We start from the raw sequence: 19,211 nt of genomic DNA on the forward strand, positions 1-19,211 counted from the left end.
TTAATTATATAATCATGAATAATAGACGACAATCCAACAACAGAAATTCCCAAGGCGGGAATAATCGTGGTAGAGGAGCGAACAATGGTTCATCTTCATCAAGACCTAACGGAGGGAAAGGAAAACCAAGTTTTGGAGCTAAAAAAACGGAAGGTAGCAAGCCTAGTTTCGGTGGAGGTAGCAGAACAGAAGGAGGGAAACCATCTTTTGGAGGTAACAAACCATCTTACGGTGGCGGAAGACCAACAGGAGAAGGGAAAAGTTTTGGACCTAAAAAATCGTTTTCTAAACCAGGAGAGAAACCTTTCGTAAAAAGGTTAAAAGCTGCTCCGGTTGATGACGGAACTATTCGTTTAAATAAATATGTAGCGAATGCAGGGATTGCATCCAGAAGAGAGGCCGACGAACTGATCAAAACTGGAATCGTTACAGTGAATGGTGAAGTTATCACAGAAATGGGATATAAGGTTCAGGAAGGTGATGAAGTACGTTTCGACGGAAAGAAAATCTCTTCACAGAAGAATGTTTACTTCTTATTAAACAAACCAAAAGGATTCATTTCTACAGCTAAAGACGAGAAAAATCGTCAAACTGTAATGGATTTAATGAGTACAGCGACAACAGCTCGTATTTTCCCAGTAGGACGTTTAGACCGTCAAACTACAGGTGTACTTTTATTTACAAATGATGGATACTTAACGAAGAAATTGACTCACCCAAGTCACGATATCAAAAAAATATACCACGTTACTTTAGATAAAAAATTAACGGCAAATGATATGGCTGATATTAAGAAAGGTGTACGTTTAATTCCTGAAGGAATTGCAGTTGTAGATACAATTTCTTACATCGAAAATCGTCCGAAAAACGAAATTGGTTTAGAAATCCACATCGGATGGAACCGCGTTGTTCGTCGTATCTTCGAAAAATTAGGTTACAAAGTTGAAGCTTTAGATCGTGTTTCTTTCGCAGGTTTAACGAAGAAAACTATTGGTCGTGGTGAATACCGTGCCTTGACAGAATTAGAAGTTAACTTCTTAAAAATGATGTAATCATTTTTTGATTCAAAATATAAAGCCTCGCAAAGCGAGGCTTTTTTTTATTAATCTTTATCAACTTTATTTTGATAAGTTTCCATCATTTTTTTATTAGCTTCTTTTATAAATTCCATCTTTTCTTTTTCTGTCATAACAGTACCTTTAGAAGGAACTACAATTTTTTCGTTTTGAGAAGCTTTATCAATTTTGATTAAAGTAAAAGTAGTTTCATACCTTTCTCCTTCAAGTTTAGTATAAGATTTTAGTTCTAAAATTAAGCCAGGTAATCCATTAAAATAAACTGGTCCACCTTTTGGTTGAATATCAGAAGCAAACCAAGCTTCTATATCTGTATTCTCATAATTTAGAGTTGCCTTAGTTACTTTTATACCTGAAATTTCTTTTTTTTCTCGTTGTATTATCCAATTATATTGAGGTAAATTATCTTTAACTAGAAATTTTTTATTAGCATAATTTCCTTCTATTTTAAATTCTTTTGATTGATAATCTATATAAATATTATTATCAATTGTACTCATACTCATTGATATAGAAGAATTATTTTGATTATTGTTTATTCTTTCTATTTCACTAAAAAAGGATTGATTTGTATCAAAAAGAAAAGCATAAAACTTAGGTCTAGCATTATTTTGTTTTAAATCATCTTGTATTTGTTTATCTGCATCATTAAAAAATATTTTATCATAAACTTCATATTCAATTTTCCATAAATCTTAAGCAAATAAATTTGATAAATTGAATAATAAAATAAATAGAAATAAAAATCTTAAATTCATAATGTGTTTAATTTAAAACTAATATAAAAAAAAACGACTACCGAAGTAGTCGCTTTAGTATGATTATAAATTATTTCTTTTTCGTATCCTTTTTCACTTCTGTCGAAGTTTCTTTTCCTTTGTTCTTCACGTATTTCTCTAACCACTGATCTTGTTCCCATAACATATGTAAAACATTTTCTCTGGCTGCGTAACCGTGCGATTCTTTTGGTAATAAAACTAAGCGAGTTGTAGCTCCTAAACCTTTTAACGCATTAAAGTAACGCTCTGATTGCATTGGGAAAGTTCCTGTATTATTATCCGCATCTCCGTGAATTAATAATAAAGGTGTTTTCATTTTCTCTGCATTCATAAAAGGCGACATTGTGTTGTACACTTCTGGCGCTTCCCAATAATTACGCTGCTCTGATTGGAATCCGAATGGCGTTAATGTACGGTTATATGCTCCTGAACGTGCAATACCAGCTGCAAATAAATTTGAGTGTGATAATAAATTCGCTGTCATAAACGCACCGTAAGAGTGTCCACCAACTGCAACTTTTTCACGGTCTATAAATCCTAAAGCATCTACTGCATCAATCGCTGCTTTTGCATTTGCAACTAATTGTGGAACAAATGTATCGTTTGGTTCTTCTTTACCTTCTCCAATAATTGGGAAAGCAGCATCATCTAAAACTGCGTATCCACGTAATGCCCAGAAAATTGGTCCTCCGTAAGATGGTGATGTAAATTTATTTTCTGAAGTTGTTACCTGACCTGCAGTTGCAGCATCTTTAAACTCGCGAGGATAAGCCCACATTAACATCGGTAACTTATCCTTTTTCGATTTATCGTAATTCGGTGGTAAATATAACGTACCTGATAACTCAACACCATCCGCACGTTTGTATGTAATTAATTCTTTCGAAACTTGATTCATTGCTTCAAAAGGATTCTTTGTAAACGTTACTTGTTTTGGCTTACCTCCTTTTTGGAAAATATTACGAACATATAAATTTGGGTAATCAGATTTTGATTGAATTTGCTCTAAAATAATTCCTTTTTTCGGATCAATTACACGAGCAATCGCTTCTAATTTATCCGATTTTTGTGCTCTCCATAATCGAGAAGTTTTTTGAGTTTTAACATCAAAATCATCCACGAAAGGTAAAATTCCGTCCGCAGAAACTCCTTCTCCAACTAACATTAATTTTCCTTTGTTAATCGATAAAACAGAATATCCAAAATCATTAACTTCTGTTACAAAGTTTCCTGGATTGTTGTATGCGTCTTGCGTATTACGGCTAAAGAAACGTTTTGGCTCTTGTTTGTTATTTGATGGATTAAAAATATACGAACTTTCGTTACGTGTATTATACCAAGAATCACGTACAATTGCAACCTCATCATTACCCCAAATAATTCCGCGGTAACGATCTTTTACTTTTACTAATTCCTGTTTCTCTCCTGTAAATGGCGCAGCTAATTGATAAACAGCATCGCGATATTCAGCTGGTTTATTTGCATCTCCTCCATCTAAAGCTTCTACCCAATATAAAGTATTTGCTTTATCTGCTCGCCAGTAAAGCCCTCTTTTACCTAAAGTTGTAGATGAAAATCCTTTCGGAACAACTTCTTGTAAATCTTGACGATTCACCTCTTTTACAACTTTTCCTTTGATGTCATATACTACATCAACACTCGGAAAACTTCTATAAGTAACTAAATAAGAGAATGGTTTCTGAATTTCGCTAACTAAAACATATTGTCCATCTGGAGAAACAGAAACATCATTGTACATTCCTGCATCTTTCCATTTTGATTGTGAACCAGTTTCAACATTAACTTTAACTAATTCAGAAATTGCTAATTGCTCAAAGTTGAACTCGTCATTTTTATCTTTTAATAAATCCTGATACGTTCTGTTTTGTGCCTCTTTCCCATCAGCATTCGAAACTGTTGGCCCAACAGGAACAGCTTCTTGTGTATTGATCAATGCTTTTTTAGAAGCTGGAATCACATTAACGATAACTTCAGAATCTGAAATCCAATTGAATGGACGACCTAAATTTGCGTTTAATTTATCTTCATAAACTTTATTTGCTGATTTGGTTTTAACATCAATCACCCATAATTCAACACCTTTTTCTGTCGTATTAGTTACAGCAAATTTTGTTTGAACTGAATTCCAAGATTGATTAGAAAAACGCCCTTTCGCTGGTAAACCTGCAATAGTTTGTTCTTTAGAAGTTTTTAAATCATAGTATGTGATTTTTTCACTGAAAGTTTCTCTTGAATTAATATTTGTAACTGGATTAATACGTAAACCTGCTAAACGTAATTCTGTTTCAGCTAATTCGTTTAACGTTTTATAACGACTTCTATACGATAAAAAAGCATTTTCTGCTTTACGATCCGTGATAATTGAAGGCGGCATATCTGCATCCGCTAATTGTAAAATTTCTTGAGGTGGTGTTTGAAATGTAATATTTTCTTGTGCATTTAACGACGTCCCTAAAGACATTGCTAAAAACATCAACGAATAAATAATCTTCTTCATGCTTGTTTGTTAATTTTTATCTAAGATATAAAAAATCAATTCTAAAACATTTCAAACTATGATAAATAGGCGATTTTTTAAAAATCTATAAAAAAACGATTCTCGTTGAAAGAATCGTTTTTAGAATTATCTTCTTTTACCAAATTTACCGCCTTTAGACGTAGTTGGCGCTTTACTTTTACCAATACGAGCTTGCGTTGTACTTTTTGGTTTATTTGTTTTTTTCTTTTGAATTGATTTTCCTTTATCATCCTTAAAGTCTGGAGAAAAATCTGGTGATTTCTTAGCTGGTGATTTCTTCGGTTTATTGGATGATTTCTTCTCTTCGTGTTTTTCAGAATCAGCGGTTAAACGATTCAATTCTGCTAATTCTTCTGAAGTTAAATCACGGAATTGACCAACGGGAACATTCAACGTTAAATTCATAATACGAACACGTTCTAGTTTCTTTACTGTATACCCGAAATATTCACACATACGACGAATCTGACGATTTAATCCTTGAATCAATGTAATCTTAAACACATTTGTGCTTACCTTTTCAATCTTACATTTCTTAGTCACTTGGTTTAAAATCGGAACACCTTTCGACATACGCTCACAGAATTCGTCTGTAATCGGCTTATTTACTGTAACCACATATTCTTTCTCATGGTTATTTCCTGCACGAAGAATCTTATTCACAATATCACCATCACTTGTTAATAAGATCAAACCTTGTGAATCTTTGTCTAAACGACCAATCGGGAAAATACGCTCACCGAACGATAAGAAATCGACAATATTATCTGGATCCGAAGAATCAGTTGTACACGTAACTCCTACAGGTTTATTCAGCATAATATAAGCCGCGTGCGCTTTGTCACGAGGTTCAATCTCTACACCTTTCACTGTAACAACATCACCTGGTTTTGCGTGTTGACCTGGCTTTGCAACACGTCCATTAATATGTACTAAACGATTTTCGATGTATTGATCTGCTTCTCTTCTTGAACAATAACCACTATCACTTATATACTTATTTAATCGTATCATATTCTTCTCGTCCATAGAGCAAAGATAAACCTTTCTTTAAACATTAATCAAACCACAAAATGCATTAACAATTCAAGATTAAGTATATTTACATATCAATAAAAAACAAAAGCGATGAAGAAAGTATTTTTTTTAAAAACGTGTGATACGTGCAAACGCATCTTAAAAGAGAATGACTTTACAGGATTTGATTTGCATGAAATAAAATCGACTGCTATTACTGAAGAAGAATTGAATGAAATGAAGGAATTGGCAGGAAGTTATGAAGCCTTATTTTCTCGTCGTGCACAGAATTACAAAAAGTTAGGTTTAAAAGATGTTGAATTATCTGAAGATGACATCAAAAACTACATCTTAACGGATTATACATTTTTAAAACGACCAGTTGTCGTTGATGGAGAAACTATTTTTATTGGAAACGAAAAGAAAAATCTTGAAGCATTATCTGCTTATCTATTAAAATAACATGAAAACAAAATTATTATACGCTACGCTTTTGTTGAGTACTTTATCGGTTGCTCAGCAAAAAGAGTTAACAATGAAAGATGCTGTTCTTGGTTTAGGAACTAATCTTAGAGTTGAAAATTTAAGTCAAGTTCAATGGCTTCCCAACGAAGATGCTTTTACACAAAATGTAAAAACGAAATATGGCGAAGCTTTAATCAAGAAATCAGTTGCTACAAATAAAGTCGATACGATTTTCCGTTCGAATCAATTTGAAGGAAACCGAATTCCATCTTTAAACTGGATTACTAATCAAAAAGCTTTTTTTAATCAAAAAGGAACTTATAAAACAGTTGCAACAAATGGACAAATTAACAATTGGGTTAATGTACCATCTAATGCGCAAGATGTAGAATTTGATGCTGCAAATAGCCAAGTTGGTTACACGATTGATAATAATTTATACTTTGTAGATACAACGGGAACAACGCACCAAATTACAAAAGATGGTTCGTATAATATTGTAAATGGAAAATCTGTTCACCAAAATGAGTTCGGAATCCATAAAGGAATTTTCATCTCTCCGAAAGGAAATGCTGTTGCATTTTACAGAATGGATCAGAATGTTGTAACAGAATATCCAATTATCGATTGGTCGGTTCAGCCTGCGGTAAACAAAAACATCAAATATCCATTTGCAGGAACAAAAATTCATACAGTTACTTTAGGCGTTTATAATCCTAAAACTAAACAAACTGTTTTCTTACAAACGGAATCTGACAAGGAACAATATTTAACTTCGGTAACATGGTCTCCAGATGAAAAACACATTTACATTGGTGTTTTAAGTCGTAATCAAAAACACTTGAAATTAAATCAATACGATGCCGTTTCTGGGAAATTTGTTAAAACATTATTTGAAGAAAAAGACGAAAAATACGTAGAACCTCAACACGAATTATATTTCGTTCCAGGTAAAAATAACGAATTCATTTGGTGGTCGCAACGCGATGGATTTATGCACTTGTACCGTTTTGACACAAATGGAAAATTAATCAACCAAATCACAAAAGGAAATTGGATTGTAACAGATATTGTTGGTCAGAACGCGAAAGCAAAAGAGCTATTAGTTGTTACAACAAAAGATTCGCCAAAAGAACGTCATTTATATGCAGTAAATTGGGAGAATGGAAAATTACGTAAATTAACAAAAGAAGCAGGAACACACACGCCTTCTGTTTCTACTTCTGGAATTTATGCAATTGACAACTGGAGCAATGATACAACACCACGTAAAGTAGATGTGATTGATACAAAATCAAGTAAAATCACGAATTTATTAACTGCTAAAAACCCGTTAGAAGGTTATAAAACTGCAAAAGTTGAAAATGTAACATTGAAAGCTGATGACGGAACAGATTTATACGGAAAGTTAATCTATCCAAATAACTTTGATCCATCTAAAAAATACCCTGTAATCGTTTATTTATACAATGGTCCACACGCCCAATTAATCAACGATAGATTCCCAGCATCTGGAAATTTATGGTATGATATTTTGGCTGAAAAAGGTTATGTTGTCTTTACAATGGACGGACGTGGCTCGGCTAATAGAGGTTTAAAATTCGAACAAGCAATTCACGCGAAAGCGGGAACAACAGAAATGAATGACCAAATGAAAGGTGTTGATTATTTAAAATCTTTATCTTTTGTTGATTCGGAAAGAATGGGAATTCACGGTTGGTCTTACGGAGGATTTATGACAACTTCTTTTATGCTTCGTAAACCTGATGTATTTAAAGTAGGTGTTGCTGGTGGTCCGGTAATCGATTGGAAACAATACGAAATTATGTACACAGAACGTTACATGGAATCGCCACAAGATAATCCAAAAGGTTACGAGGATAACAACTTGTTAACGAAAACTGGAAACTTACAAGGTAAATTATTAGTGATTCATGGTTCATTAGATCCGGTTGTTGTTTGGCAACATTCGATGGATTTATTAAGAGAATCTGTGAAAACTGAAAAGCAAATTGATTACTATGTTTACCCTAATCACGAGCATAATGTTCGTGGTGTAGAACGTGTGCATTTGATGCAAAAAATTACAGATTACTTTGATTTATATCTTAAACCAGAGCAAACAAAATAGAATTAAAAAAGCCTCGCGATGCGAGGCTTTTTTATTGTTTTAAATTTAGTTGAAGCTAAAATAAATTTAGCTTTATAATCTAATTGGATTCTACGATAAGCTCAGAATGACATCAACTTAGAACCTAGAACAAATCTACTTTTTCTTAAACTCTAATTCGTATTCACCTTGTTTTAGGATAAATGATTTTAAATCTTCAGCATATTCAAACTCGATACCTGCTTCTTCAAAACCAAAAGTTCTACCACCTGCATGCATAATTGGAAAAGCTGGTTGATTTGTAGCTTGAGCTACTAAATGATTGTTCTCGACTTTAACTTCGATATCCATACCAACTTGTGAATTTGTAAATGTTCCAACAAATTCATTCACATTAATCCTTGATTGAGCCAAATCTTCTGCTCCGCCAACTGTAAATGAATTATTAGATAAATCCGCATCTGGATATGCACCCGTAGGATCTAACTTTATTGTAGAAATTTCTTTATTGGTTGGAACATGAAAAGTCCATTCTGCATTCTTTTTCCAAACCTCAACAGGTAATTTAACTTCTTGTTTTGTTCCATCTATAAACGTTAACTGAACCGTAGTCGGCATTGGCAATTGACCAATATTTTCAACCGTTATGTTTACTCCTTTCGTAAAATCTCCTTCTTTGTATTTTGCACCTTTTACACCTTGATCAATTTTCCATTTATTCATAAACCAACCTCTCCAAAACCAAGATAATTCTTCGCCCGTTACATTTTCCATTGTACGGAAAAAATCTTCTGGTGTTGGATGCTTATATGCCCAATAATCAATATATGTTCTTAACGCTTTATCAAAACGTTCTTCGCCTATAATCTGTTCACGTAATAAAGTCATTCCAGCACCAGGTTTGTAATATAATAATAAACCTATATTTCGCTCTCGCATATTATCTGGTTGACTTGTTATCGGCTCTAATTTATCACTATTAAACACTGATGCCATTCGTTGTAACGATTGCTTCTCGTAGTATTCTCCATTGTTGAAATTCTTAGTCGAAATATCGTTGATAAATGTGTTGAAACCTTCGTCCATCCAACCATGTACACGTTCGTTAGAACCAACAATCATTGGAAACCAAATATGTCCAAATTCGTGATCCGTTACTCCCCAAAGTCCTTCTCCTTTCGAATCCATATGACAGAAAACGATTCCTGGATATTCCATTCCTCCTTCATTCCCGGCTACGTTAATTGCTGTCGGATATGGATATTCAGACCATTGTTTAGAATAATGTTCGATGGATGCTTTTGTATATTCTGTAGATCTTGACCAAGCATGTTGTCCATCACTTTCTACAGGATAAGCTGATATAGCTAACGATTTTTCACCAGAAGGTAAATTAATTTTTGCCGCATCTATGATAAATGATGATGATGATGCCCAAGCAAAATCTCTTGTATTTTTAATTTTAAATTTCCAGGTTTTAGTTTTCGAAGAAGTTCTCTCGTCTTGATTCACTTCTTCTGCCGAACGAATCATAACTGTTGCATCGCTTGCTTTCGCTTTTTCCCAACGTTTTAACTGTTCAGAAGAATAAACATCTTTCGGATTTAATAATTCACCCGAACCTACTACATAATGATTTGCGGGCGCAGTAATTGTCGCCGTAACATCTCCATATTCTAAATAAAACTCCCCTGGACCTAAATAAGGTAATGTATTCCATCCATGAATGTCATCATAAACTGCCATGCGCGGAAACCATTGAGCAATTGTAAAAATCTTTCCATTTTTCGTATCTACCACTCCTGTACGATCTGCACCTTCATTAGGAACTGTATAAGAATATTCTACCTTTATTTTCGTCTTTCCTCCTTTTGCTTTTAACGCTTTAGCTAAATCAATCTGCATACGCGTATCAATCACTGTATATTTTACAGGTTTCCCATCTACTGTAACCGACTTAATTTTATAACCTCCATCAAAAGCTGAACCTGCCTCTCCATAACGACTTCCTGAAGCTGAAATTAATGATGCACCTCTTGAATCTTTAGCGAATAAATTCTGATCTAACTGCAACCATAAAAATTCTAACGAATCGTAACTGTTATTGGTATAAGTAATCTCTGAACTACCAACCAATTCATTTGTTTGATCATTTAAAGCGATTGTTAAATTATAATCTGCTCTATTTTGCCAATAGTTATGACCTGGTTTTCCACTTGCTGAACGATAATCTGTACCATTATTTTGATAAAAAAAGGGCTTAAATGCCTCGTGATAATCGTATTTTGGAGCATCTTGAGCAGAAACATTCAGAGTTAATAACCCGAAACCTAAATAAAGTATTCTAGAAAGTATTTTATTCATTTGTGTATTTTATAAATAGGAATGAAAATAAAAATACCTATTATTTTTTAATAAGAGGTATTGAGATTCTATTTATTACACAATTTTTTAGGAATTGTAAAAATCGCTTGCTGATTTTGTGAACTGTTTAAAAGATTCAGTCACTTCGTCTTGTATTTTATTTGTTAATGGAAATGGAACCATGTGCGAATAATCAAATGGGAAATCTTGAATTTCGACATCAATTTTGATGTTTCTATAACCACCTTGTAACGTGTTTAATGCTTCCATTGGCGGAGCCACTTCGTCTTTCTCTAAAACATAAGCTTTGATTTGACCTTGTAACTCTTTGATACGAACTTCACGTTCTTTTTGAAAGTAATTGTAACGTAACATCATCTTAAACCAACTTTCCTGAGAATGTAACTGTTGATTTTGAAAATGCCCTAAACGATGATCTGATTTAAAATCTGAACTTAATAATTCAGCAAAAACCGTCTGCATTTTAATCGCTGCTCTTGCATCCATTATGTATTTTGAAATTGGAAACATACGATCAATCGTCATACCGCCGCAAAAACAGAATAATTTCGAATCCTTAAAAATTCCCTCTGGATCAGCCATTTTAAGAATCATGGATAAAAATGACCCAATAGAATAACCGAATAAATCAAAAGATGAATCTGGTGAGATACTTTGAATATTGTTTTGACGAATATTATTAACAACCGAAATCACATCAGAGTATGTTTGGAAACCTGACCAGAAGATACGTTGCGGATGCGCTTCTAAACGCGAACTAATTGCTGCATTTACAAACGAACAATCTGAATTATCTTTAAAATGTTTCTTTCTAAAATTAGACACTTCAACCATCGCACGACGATCAGACCAAATTTCTTCAGCACGATTCATGTGAAAAGCGATTGGAAATAAAACCACAGCTTTATTTGTTTGCTGAGCCAATTCGTAAGCCCAAGGAAGATATTTATCCCATCGTTTTTCATTTAAACCATGGAAGAAAATAATTGCACCTTCAGCTTTTTCAATATCTGCACGTTTTAAGATATAATAATCAAATTTTTTATTGCATTCGATATCAAAATCCTTTAAATCTACAGAAGGAATTCCATATACAACTTGTGACTTATCTTCAGCGTCTACAGAAAAATTTATATCATGTTTATCGCAAGTATATTTTGGTGATCCATGCAGCAAATCTGCCTTACGAGAATCAAAATAAATTGTTTCTATCGACAAATTTAAACCATCAATTATTTTAAAAGAACCTTCTTTTTCAAAATTCTCTTTCAAAACATCATATAATTCATTGTAATTCATAAGAATAAATTTTTAAAAAGTAGATTTATTTCGATAGACATCATATTATTTAGCATTGACAAAATTAATAATTATTATGCAAGCCTAATATTTTTACATAAAAAAAGCTTAACGTAGAGTTAAGCTTTTTTTATCAAGAAATTAATCTTTTATTTTTTGTTTGCGTATAACACAGGGTTTAAGGACTCGTCGTTGTACATTTTCATTTGTTTGTACACACGCATATATTTATTTCCTGCTACGTAATCTGCTAATAATTCTTCAATACCAGTAGATAAATCAATGTGTTGTTGTTTTAAAACATCTAATTTAGCTTGACATGCAGCAATGTGATCTGGAGTAGCATCTGTACGATCTACCTCTTGTTGCATGTGGTACACTTTTAAAGATAAGATAGAGAAACGGTCTACTGCCCAAGCAGGAGACTCTGTATTAATTTTCGCATCTTCTTTAACTTCTACGTTACCGTATTGTTGCAAGAACCAACTATCTACATATTCCACCATATCTGTACGCTCTTGGTTAGATTTATCAATCCAGCGTTTTAATGATAAAGCTTCAACAGGATCAATTTGCGGATCACGGATGATATCTTCTAAATGCCATTGAACTGTATCAATCCAGTTCTTTTTGTATAATAAATGTTCGATTAAATTAGATTCGTCGTATGGATTTTCTATTTGGCGATTTATGTCGTCGTATTTATGATAATCGTTGATTGATTCGTTAAAAATCTCCCAAGCTCTTTCTGTAAACTTCATTGTAATATGTTATTTGTCTTATAAAAATAAAAGCATTGTAATCAGAATTTAATTTCACAACTACAATGCTTTATATATAATTAAAATTATATTTTAATTTTCTTTTTTAGGCTCGTTGTCCTTTTCTTCATTTTTTGTAGCGTCCTTGAATTCTTTGATTCCAGAACCTAATCCTCTCATTAATTCAGGAATTTTTTTACCCCCAAATAACAATAAAATTGCGATAATGATAAGAATCCATTCTTTACCCCCTAACATTCCCATATTGAATTGATTTTAATGCAAATATACTTATTATTTGTTACATTCCTGCTATCCAAAGAGCAGGATTTTGTTTTGTTGTTCCGCTCCAAACTTGGAAATTCATAATCGTTTCTCCTGTTGGTGCAGTATCAATTAATCCGATTAATTGACCACGTCCTACACGATCTCCTTTACTTACATTAACTGTAGATAAATTTGTATAAACCGTGTAATATGTACCGTGACTTACTAAAACAGATTTATTACCACCTTGAATTGGCATTACGAAAGAAACTGTTCCTTCGAAAACGGCTCTAGCGCTAGATCCTTTACCTGTTGAAATATCTACACCACTGTTCTGGATATCGATATTCTTAAGGATTGGATGCGAATTCGTACCAAAATGACTTACAACTTTTCCTTTTGCAACCGGCCAAGGTAAACGACCTTTATTCGCTAAGAAATCTCCTGATAAACCACCAACTTCTGGTGTATCATTAAAGCTTTCTGCAGGTTTTGGTTCATCTTTTACTACAACTTTCTCCTTTTCCGGAACTTTCGTTACAACTTTTGCTGCTGCCTCTGCTTTTGCTTTCGCTTCAGCTTCGGCACGAGCTGCTGCAATCTTACGTTGATCTTCTTCTTTCTGTGCTCTAAGTCTTGCTTCTTCTTCAGCTTTACGCTGTGCAATTATACGCTGACGTTCAGCTTCTGCTTCACGCTCTAACTGCTCAAATTTTGCAACCTCAGTTTTCGCTGTTGAAGCAAAACTACCTTTCGGATAAGATTTTAAATACGATTGGTAAGAGGCTTTAGAGTGAGTACTACGAGCTACATTCCATGCTTTTGCATCTGCTTCAATCGCTGCAATATTTCTACGCGCTGATGTAGCGTAATCTCCTTTTGGATTTTCTTTTAAATACTCGTTATATGCAGGTATTGTATTCGCATTACGCGCTACATCCCATGCTTTTTTATCTTTTTCGGCTCTAATTTTTGCTTGACGAATTTCTTCCTCGATAATCGCTTTAATTTGACCATCAATCTGACGTTGTTGGTTTTGTTTTGCGTTGATATCGGCAGCAATTACACCTTCATTTTTCTTAAATTCGGCAACAGCTTTCTCTTTTTCAAGTCTTTCTTTTTCTAATGACTGACTGAATAATTGTTGTTGAGTTAAGACTTTTTCCTTGTCTTGTTTTGCTTTCTCTTTCGCTGCTTGTTTCGATTTAATATCAGTTGTTTTACCAATAATTTCTTCAGCTTGAGCTAATTGATAATCAGCATATTTTTCTAGATATTCAACACGACGATAAGCTTCACTAAAACTTTTAGAAGATAAAATAAAAAGTAATTTGTTGTCTACCGAACGATTTTGATAGGCACGTACAAGTACTTTTTTATAATCATCTTTTAAAACCTGAAGTTCACGAGAAAGTTTATTGATTTCTAACTGAGTCAAATAGATTTCATCTTCGATAAAGCGTTTTTCTTTACCTAAGTTGTTGACTAATTTGGTCTGAGTATCGATTTTTTTAGAAAGATTTTGCACGTATTCTACATTAAGTCGAGAATTTTCTTGATTTTTCTTCAAGGCCTGACCTAACTGTAAAATTTCTTTTTTTAACTGTGCATTTTGTTTTTGCAAATTCTCCTTATTATAGGGTACCTGAGCATTTGCCCATATACTCAAGGAGCATAATATTGCGGTTAAAACAATTCTCATTATTTTATTTCTTTTTTCTTATACCCACTTGGAATTGAGAAAGGTGTATTTGTTTCTTGATATGTAAAACTATTATATTCCAAATCCACTTGACGCGTTTTTTTATCTTTTATAATAATTTTAACATTTTTAGGAAACTCTTCCTCACCTACTTTAGTCCAATTTGCATATTCAATATCTACTTCCATTTTACGTTTAGGATCTTTTAAATGTGCTTCTTTTAAACGAAATCCACTATCAAAAACGTAGGTCTGAATGTATTCTCCAGCTTCTGGAGAGGATTGAATTTGAGCATTTTTATTATACGCTACAATATATTGATTTTGAGTTAATGTTGCAGTATAATCTGTTGAATTAAAATCAACAAAAACTTTACCTAACATTAAATCCTGAAGCTTTTGATAATCAATAAAATCAACTTTTAAAAGTTTATTCGCTAAAGAAAAATCACCCTCGTAATATGTACCTCCGATTTTTTCGTAAGCAGAAAAACCATCAGGTGTAATTAACGCTCTAGCACCTGTAAAACCAAATTTTGTAGCATTAACCCAAATTTTAGATCCATTATTTACGTAAATGGTAGCTTTAACATCGCCAGAAATTTCTTCCAAATCAGCTGCAACTTTAGCTTGAATCGTTAAGTGATTAAACTTTGATTGTTTGGCTAATGTTTGATTGATAATTTTTATTGATTCTGAAACTACAGGAGCCTCATTGTCATTTACAACTTTTGATGATGTACAACTTGTTACAGCAAATGCTAAACCTAAAATTAGGGCTATTTTTTTCATATCTTAAACTATTAAGCTTCGTGAGATTTAAAATCTAATTCAGAGTAATCTCCTAACGAAATACTACGAGAAACACCGTAATACTTCGCGTTATTACCGATCATAGAGTCTGTTAAATTCGCATTGGCAATAATTGAATTCTCTTGAATTAATGAATTGTCGATGTTTGAACATTCAACTTTTGTTCCATTTCCTAAAGAAACGTTTGGACCAATTTTAGAATTTTTAATCACAACTCCGTCACCGATGTAACATGGAGGAATAATTAATGAATTTTCTACAACTGCATTTGGATTAACTGTTGAGTAATCTTCTTTATCTAAATTTAAAACACGAGAATTTGTATCTACAGTAACCGCTTTGTTACCACAATCCATCCACTCATCAACTTTACCTAAAGTGAATTGATCACCTTTTGCACGCATAGTTTCTAACGCATCAGTTAATTGGTATTCACCTCCAACAGTTATGTTATTATCGATGATGTGTTCAATTTCTTTGTATAATTTTTGACCATCACGGAAAAAGTAAATTCCGATGATTGCTAAATCAGAAACGAATTCTTGTGGTTTCTCTACGAAATCCGTAATCACTTCGTTTTCATCTAACTTAACTACACCAAAAGCTGATGGATTTTCTACTTGTTTTACCCAAACTACTCCGTCAGATTCCATATCTAATTTAAAATCAGCACGGAATAAAGTATCAGCGTAAGCAACAACAACTGGACCATCTAAAGCTTCTTTTGCCATCCAAATTGAATGCGCAGTCCCAAGTGGCTCTAATTGGTGACAAATTGTTCCTTTTGCACCTAATTTTTCTGCAATTGCAATTAAATCAGCTTCAACTTCAGCACCAAAATCACCGATTACGAAAGCAATTTCTTCAATCTTTTCTGAACTTACTTTTGCAATATCCTCAACTAAACGGTGAACAATAGGTTTACCTGCAATTGGAATTAATGGTTTTGGAGTTGTTAATGTGTGTGGGCGTAAACGAGATCCTCGTCCAGCCATTGGGATAATAATTTTCATTTTTAATAAAATATTGTTGAGTTTAATCTCTTACTTTCCTGTACTTCCGAATCCACCAGCTCCACGCTCAGTTTCATCTAAAGTTTCTACTTGTTCCCAAGCAATTGTTTCGTGTTTTGCAATCACTAATTGTGCAATACGTTCTCCATCTTCAATTGTATAGGTATCATTCGAAACATTGGCGATAATTACACCAATTTCACCACGATAATCTGCATCAATTGTCCCTGGAGAATTTAAACAAGTTAAACCATGTTTTAAAGCCATACCACTACGAGGACGAACTTGCGCTTCGTATCCTGCTGGTAATTCGATGAATAATCCGGTTGGAATTAATCGTCTTTCTAAAGGTTTTAATTCAATAGGCGCATCAATATTCGCGGTTAAATCCATTCCAGCAGATAAAGCTGTTTTATATTCTGGTAAAGGGTGTTTCGATTGATTGATTACTTTTACTTTCATGGAATTTATTTCTGTATCAGTTTTTTAATTGTTTTTCGCTCTGCGATAAATAGGAATGCAATGTACGAGATTAATAAAAGATTACCAATAATCAAATTAGAATCTAAAACATAATAATTAATCGTGGCAATCCCTATGGCAAGGCACATGTAAAGGATAATTTTACGGGTTTGATATGGAATAGGATATGCTTTTTGTCCCCATATATACGAGATAATCATCATCGTTCCGTAAGCGATTAAAGTTGCCCAAGCTGAAATCATAAATCCATATTCTTTGATTAAAAAGATATTCATCAGAATAGTAATTAATCCTCCGATTGAAGATACAATAGTACCAACATATGTTTTGTCTGTAATTTTATACCATGTCGAAAGATTATAATAAATTCCATAAAACAGATTTGCTACTAATATAATTGGCACAATATCCATGGCTATGTGGTAAGATTCGTTCGGGACAAAAATCTTCGTAATCCAATTTAAATTAGCCAAGATTCCTAAAACTACCAAATTACAAATCACACTGAAGATGAATAAAATATCTGCATATGTTTTCTTAGAATCTTCGTTTTTAGCTACTTTAAATAAGAATGGTTCAACTCCCATTCGGTAAGCTGTCACAAACATCGTCATAATCATAGCCAATTTGTAGCATCCTGAATATGACCCTGCATCTTCTTCCGAAATGTAGAATCTATGAATTAATTTATCAAAATTTTCATTGATGATAAAAGCTAAACCAGCTAACATTATCGGATAGCCATAATGGAACATCTTCTTAAATAAGGATAAATCAAAATTAAATCGAACTTGTTTAATCACTTTAAAAAGCATCACAACACCCAGAATAGATGCAATTAAATTCGCTAAAAATGGAATCGATAATTTTTCTGTAATGTTAATTGATTCTAAAATTTGTGGCGAAACAAAAGCAAAAAAGGCTAATGTTAATATCGCTTGAACTACGGTTTGTAATACTCGAATTCCTGAATATAAAATTGGTCTTCCTTTAAATCTTAAAACTGCGAATGGAATTACACAAATTGTATCAAAAAAAGCAATCCATCCAAACCATATCAAATATTGTTTTGAATCTTCATACCCTGAAAACGTTGCAATCGGATCTATAAAAATATATAATAGGATTAAAAATATAATTGCATTAGAACACATAAACCAAAATGATGTGTTCAAAACTTTCTGATACATATTCTTTTCTGGTGCATACCTAAAAAAAGCAGTTTCAAAACCAAATGTCAAGAACACATTAAGGAAAGATATAGCTGCGTATAATTGACTAAATTTAGAATACTCAGTATTCAATAAATAGATATTATAGAACGGATTCAAAACGAAAATAATTATACGTGGAAGAATTGCTCCCATCCCATAAATTAGCGTTTCGTTTAAAAGTTTTTTATACAAGTTTTAAAATTTTATTAAAATTCAACTTCTTTTTTTGAAATACAAAAATAGGTATAATACAAATTCGTAACTTTGTAAGTTCAATAAAATTATTATGATTGAGTTATCAAATCGTAAAGTTGGATTAATCGGGAACGGAAGCTGGGCTACTGCAATTGCAAAAATGCTTAGTAAAAACCTTGAAACATTCAACTGGTGGGTGAAAGATGAATATGTAAAAGAGAGTATTGAAAAAAATCACCACAACCCAAATTATTTAACAGATGTAGAATTTAATCCTGAAAAATTAAATATTTCTACAAACATCAACGAAGTTGTATCAAATTCTGATATCATATTTTTGGTGGTTCCTTCTATTTATGTTGAAAACTGTTTAAGTAAATTGACGATTTCATTAAAAGATAAATTTGTTGTTACATCGATTAAAGGAATTATTCCAAATCATTACAAAGCTGTTGGACAATATTTAGTTGACGAATTCAATATAAAAGAAGAACAACTAGGTGTAGTTTCTGGACCATGTCATGCAGAAGAAGTTGCATTAGAGCGTTTATCTTACTTAACAATTGCTGCTTTAGATGAATTTAAGGCTAAAACAGTTGCAGATTGTTTAGCTTGTAATTTTATCAATACAAAGATTTCTAACGATATTTTTGGAACAGAATACGGTGCTATTCTTAAAAACATTTACGCTGTAGCCGCTGGTATTGCACATGGTTTAGGTTATGGTGATAACTTCCACGCAGTGTTGATGAGTAACGCGATTCGTGAAATGAACGATATCTTAAAACAAGTCAATAAAACAAAACGCCAAATTAACGATTCAGCCTATTTAGGTGATTTATTGGTTACGGGATATTCTAATTTTTCAAGAAATAGAACATTCGGTAATATGATTGGAAAAGGATATTCTGTACAATCAGTTATTATGGAAATGAACATGGTTGCCGAAGGATATTACGCAACAAAAGGTGTAGCAATTTTAAATGAAGGTTATAAAATTAAAGCGCCAATTATTCATGCCGTTTATAGCATTCTTTACGAAGGTAAAAATGCTGGAAAAACGATGAAAGAGTTGTCGATGAAATTAGATTAAT

16 protein-coding genes are annotated in these 19,211 nt (G+C 32.9%); 4 read left to right on the plus strand and 12 right to left on the minus strand.

The window, feature by feature from the left end; translation table 11 throughout:
- Positions 1–14: 14 nt before the first annotated feature.
- A complete protein-coding gene (locus tag EAH69_RS06910; protein ID WP_121934459.1) occupies positions 15–1,052 on the plus strand; it encodes a pseudouridine synthase in 1,038 nt (345 codons plus the stop codon).
- A 50-nt stretch (positions 1,053–1,102) separates the two neighbouring features.
- Here EAH69_RS06910 and EAH69_RS06915 read toward each other — a convergent pair whose 3' ends face one another.
- From EAH69_RS06915 to rluF, 3 genes are all read right to left on the minus strand, one after another.
- Entirely contained in the window at positions 1,103–1,759 is a 657-nt protein-coding gene (locus tag EAH69_RS06915; protein ID WP_121934460.1) for a GLPGLI family protein, read from the minus strand.
- A gap of 145 nt (positions 1,760–1,904) precedes the next feature.
- Positions 1,905–4,373 (minus strand): alpha/beta hydrolase family protein, encoded by a 2,469-nt coding sequence (locus tag EAH69_RS06920; protein ID WP_121934461.1) that lies wholly within the window; start codon positions 4,371–4,373, stop codon positions 1,905–1,907.
- A 126-nt stretch (positions 4,374–4,499) separates the two neighbouring features.
- Entirely contained in the window at positions 4,500–5,423 is a 924-nt protein-coding gene (rluF, locus tag EAH69_RS06925; RefSeq protein WP_121934462.1) for a 23S rRNA pseudouridine(2604) synthase RluF, read from the minus strand.
- A gap of 99 nt (positions 5,424–5,522) precedes the next feature.
- Between rluF and EAH69_RS06930 the strand changes: the two genes are divergently transcribed.
- The gene (locus EAH69_RS06930) at positions 5,523–5,873 is read left to right on the plus strand and encodes an arsenate reductase family protein (protein WP_121934463.1); all 351 of its coding nucleotides are present in this window, start codon (positions 5,523–5,525) and stop codon (positions 5,871–5,873) included.
- Between the two features lies 1 nt (position 5,874).
- Entirely contained in the window at positions 5,875–8,007 is a 2,133-nt protein-coding gene (locus EAH69_RS06935) for a S9 family peptidase (protein WP_121934464.1), read from the plus strand.
- Positions 8,008–8,142: 135 nt separating this feature from the next.
- Here the strand turns inward: EAH69_RS06935 and EAH69_RS06940 are convergent, their stop codons facing one another.
- The 9 genes from EAH69_RS06940 to EAH69_RS06980 all read right to left on the minus strand — a co-directional run bounded on the left by EAH69_RS06940 (position 8,143) and on the right by EAH69_RS06980 (position 18,114).
- Positions 8,143–10,350 (minus strand): M1 family metallopeptidase, encoded by a 2,208-nt coding sequence (locus EAH69_RS06940; RefSeq protein ID WP_121934465.1) that lies wholly within the window; start codon positions 10,348–10,350, stop codon positions 8,143–8,145.
- An 87-nt stretch (positions 10,351–10,437) separates the two neighbouring features.
- Positions 10,438–11,670 (minus strand): DUF6051 family protein, encoded by a 1,233-nt coding sequence (locus EAH69_RS06945; protein WP_121934466.1) that lies wholly within the window; start codon positions 11,668–11,670, stop codon positions 10,438–10,440.
- Between the two features lie 149 nt (positions 11,671–11,819).
- Positions 11,820–12,431, minus strand: coding sequence for a DUF4254 domain-containing protein (locus EAH69_RS06950; protein ID WP_121934467.1), 612 nt, complete (start codon positions 12,429–12,431; stop codon positions 11,820–11,822).
- A 93-nt stretch (positions 12,432–12,524) separates the two neighbouring features.
- Entirely contained in the window at positions 12,525–12,695 is a 171-nt protein-coding gene (locus EAH69_RS06955; protein WP_121934468.1) for a twin-arginine translocase TatA/TatE family subunit, read from the minus strand.
- A 37-nt stretch (positions 12,696–12,732) separates the two neighbouring features.
- Positions 12,733–14,400 (minus strand): murein hydrolase activator EnvC family protein, encoded by a 1,668-nt coding sequence (locus EAH69_RS06960; RefSeq protein ID WP_121934469.1) that lies wholly within the window; start codon positions 14,398–14,400, stop codon positions 12,733–12,735.
- On the minus strand, positions 14,400–15,191 hold the full coding sequence (locus EAH69_RS06965) for a DUF4292 domain-containing protein (RefSeq protein ID WP_121934470.1): 792 nt from the start codon (positions 15,189–15,191) through the stop codon (positions 14,400–14,402). Before EAH69_RS06965 ends, EAH69_RS06960 begins: the two co-directional genes overlap by 1 nt.
- Positions 15,192–15,202: 11 nt before the next feature.
- On the minus strand, positions 15,203–16,225 hold the full coding sequence (locus EAH69_RS06970; RefSeq protein WP_121934471.1) for a sugar phosphate nucleotidyltransferase: 1,023 nt from the start codon (positions 16,223–16,225) through the stop codon (positions 15,203–15,205).
- 30 nt (positions 16,226–16,255) lie between these two features.
- Positions 16,256–16,687 (minus strand): dUTP diphosphatase, encoded by a 432-nt coding sequence (gene dut, locus EAH69_RS06975; protein WP_121934472.1) that lies wholly within the window; start codon positions 16,685–16,687, stop codon positions 16,256–16,258.
- 5 nt (positions 16,688–16,692) lie between these two features.
- Positions 16,693–18,114, minus strand: a complete 1,422-nt coding sequence (locus EAH69_RS06980; RefSeq protein WP_121934473.1) for a lipopolysaccharide biosynthesis protein — start codon at positions 18,112–18,114, stop codon at positions 16,693–16,695.
- Between the two features lie 94 nt (positions 18,115–18,208).
- On the opposite strand from EAH69_RS06980, the gene EAH69_RS06985 reads away from it, so the two are divergent.
- Entirely contained in the window at positions 18,209–19,210 is a 1,002-nt protein-coding gene (locus tag EAH69_RS06985) for an NAD(P)H-dependent glycerol-3-phosphate dehydrogenase (RefSeq protein WP_121934474.1), read from the plus strand.
- Position 19,211: the final 1 nt, after the last annotated feature.

This window comes from Faecalibacter macacae, assembly GCF_003687725.1.
Lineage (GTDB): Bacteria > Bacteroidota > Bacteroidia > Flavobacteriales > Weeksellaceae > Empedobacter > Empedobacter macacae.

Excerpts from the sequence above, each read along its gene's own strand:
- EAH69_RS06945 (WP_121934466.1), bottom strand. The coding sequence starts at position 11,670 with ATGAATTACAATGAATTATATGATGTTTTGAAAGAGAATTTTGAAAAA.
- EAH69_RS06930 (WP_121934463.1), top strand. The coding sequence starts at position 5,523 with ATGAAGAAAGTATTTTTTTTAAAAACGTGTGATACGTGCAAACGCATC.
- EAH69_RS06910 (WP_121934459.1), top strand. The coding sequence starts at position 15 with ATGAATAATAGACGACAATCCAACAACAGAAATTCCCAAGGCGGGAAT.
- EAH69_RS06960 (WP_121934469.1), bottom strand. The coding sequence starts at position 14,400 with ATGAGAATTGTTTTAACCGCAATATTATGCTCCTTGAGTATATGGGCA.
- EAH69_RS06965 (WP_121934470.1), bottom strand. The coding sequence starts at position 15,191 with ATGAAAAAAATAGCCCTAATTTTAGGTTTAGCATTTGCTGTAACAAGT.
- EAH69_RS06920 (WP_121934461.1), bottom strand. The coding sequence starts at position 4,373 with ATGAAGAAGATTATTTATTCGTTGATGTTTTTAGCAATGTCTTTAGGG.
- EAH69_RS06940 (WP_121934465.1), bottom strand. The coding sequence starts at position 10,350 with ATGAATAAAATACTTTCTAGAATACTTTATTTAGGTTTCGGGTTATTA.
- dut (WP_121934472.1), bottom strand. The coding sequence starts at position 16,687 with ATGAAAGTAAAAGTAATCAATCAATCGAAACACCCTTTACCAGAATAT.
- EAH69_RS06955 (WP_121934468.1), bottom strand. The coding sequence starts at position 12,695 with ATGGGAATGTTAGGGGGTAAAGAATGGATTCTTATCATTATCGCAATT.
- EAH69_RS06950 (WP_121934467.1), bottom strand. The coding sequence starts at position 12,431 with ATGAAGTTTACAGAAAGAGCTTGGGAGATTTTTAACGAATCAATCAAC.
- EAH69_RS06970 (WP_121934471.1), bottom strand. The coding sequence starts at position 16,225 with ATGAAAATTATTATCCCAATGGCTGGACGAGGATCTCGTTTACGCCCA.
- EAH69_RS06935 (WP_121934464.1), top strand. The coding sequence starts at position 5,875 with ATGAAAACAAAATTATTATACGCTACGCTTTTGTTGAGTACTTTATCG.
- EAH69_RS06985 (WP_121934474.1), top strand. The coding sequence starts at position 18,209 with ATGATTGAGTTATCAAATCGTAAAGTTGGATTAATCGGGAACGGAAGC.
- rluF (WP_121934462.1), bottom strand. The coding sequence starts at position 5,423 with ATGGACGAGAAGAATATGATACGATTAAATAAGTATATAAGTGATAGT.